Raw genomic sequence first — 1,546 nt, forward strand, 5'->3', positions numbered from 1 at the left:
GCGGCGAGGTGCACGGCGGTCAGTGAGGACGAGCAGGCGGTGTCGACGCTGACCGCCGGTCCCTCGAACCCGAACGTGTACGAGACACGCCCCGAGGCCACGCTGTACGCGCTGCCCGTGTTGAGGTAGGCCTCCACTTCCTCCGGCACCTGATGGACCAGTCGGCCGCCGTAGTCGCCGTACATCACGCCCGTGAAGACACCGGTCGGGCTGCCGCGCAGCGACGACGGATCGATGCCCGCCCGCTCGAGCGCCTCCCACGCCATTTCGAGGAGAACGCGCTGCTGGGGGTCGATCGCGAGCGCCTCGCGAGGGCTGATCCCGAAGAACTCCGCGTCGAACTCGGGGGCGTCGTGCAGGAAGCCGCCCTCGCGGACGTAACTCTTCCCGGGCCGGTCAGGGTCGGGGTCGAAGAGCCCGTCCAGGTCCCAGCCACGGTCCGTGGGGAACGCGGTCACCGCGTCCCTGCCCTCGGCCAGCAGCTCCCACAGGGCCTCGGGTGAGTCCGCCCCGCCGGGGTAGCGGCACGCCGCCGCCACGATCGCGATCGGCTCCTGGACCTCCGACTCGGCCTCCACCAGCCGCTGCCGGGTCTGGTGGAGCTCCGCAGTCACGCGCTTGAGATAGTCGCGGAGCTTGTTCTCATTGGACATGCGGCGTACATCCTTCGCGGTGATCTGCGGAATTCACATGCATCGGGTTCACGAGATGCCGAGCTCGTCGTCGATGAACCGGAACACCTCGTCGTCGGAGGCCGAATCGATCAGGTCGGTGACCGCGGTGCCCTTCCCGTCGCCCTCGGCGTCGTCGCGCCGGTTCAGCTTCAACAGGAAGTCCTGCAGCCGTACGGACAGCGCGGCGCGCGCCTCCTCGGGGATCGACGGCAGCCTTTCCTCCAGTTGCTCGAGCTCCTTGAGGACCGGCTGATGGGCGGCACCCTCCCGCTCCGGAAGCAGCCCTACCCGCACGGCACGGGCGAGCGCCTGCGGAGTCGCGTGATCGAACACGACCGTCGTCGGCAGCCGTAGCCCTGTGGCGGAGTTCAGCCGGTTGCGCAGCTCCACGGCGGTCAGCGAACTGAAGCCCATGTCGAGGAAGCCGCGGTCGGTCTCCACCTCGCCGGCGGCGCTGTGGCCGAGGACCGTCGCCACCTGTGCGCGCACGAAGTCCAGCACCAGTGCGTGCTGTTCGTCCTCCGCAAGGCCCGACAGACGGTCCGCCAGCCCCGTCGTCCGCCCGTCGGCGGAACGGCCCGACAGCGCGGAACGGCCCCGCCCGCCGCCTGCCAGCCCGTCGAAGAGCGGCAGCAGCATCCCCGCCTCGGCCGCGGCACGCAGCCGCGCGACGTCGATGCCGGCAGGCACGAGCACCGGCTCGACCCGCGTCAGCGCGGCGTCGAACAGCCGGAGCGCTTCCTCGTCACCGAGCGGGACGATCCCGTTCCTGGCGAGCCGTTCGCGGTCGGTGGTGTGGAGGTGGGCGGTGAGGTTGCTGGTGTGTTGCCACAGGCCCCAGGCGATGCTGGTGGCGGGGAGTCCTTGGGTGT

2 protein-coding genes are annotated in these 1,546 nt (G+C 70.6%); both read right to left on the minus strand.

Going from position 1 to position 1,546, the window contains the following annotated elements:
* Positions 1–653, minus strand: a 653-nt coding sequence (locus ACWCPI_RS38905; protein ID WP_451042671.1) for a beta-ketoacyl synthase N-terminal-like domain-containing protein, incomplete at its 3' end; no start/stop codon positions are given.
* Positions 654–701: 48 nt separating this feature from the next.
* Positions 702–1,546: phosphopantetheine-binding protein (locus tag ACWCPI_RS38910; RefSeq protein WP_451042672.1), on the minus strand; the 845-nt coding region annotated here is incomplete at its 5' end.

This window comes from Streptomyces sp. NPDC001920, assembly GCF_053594495.1.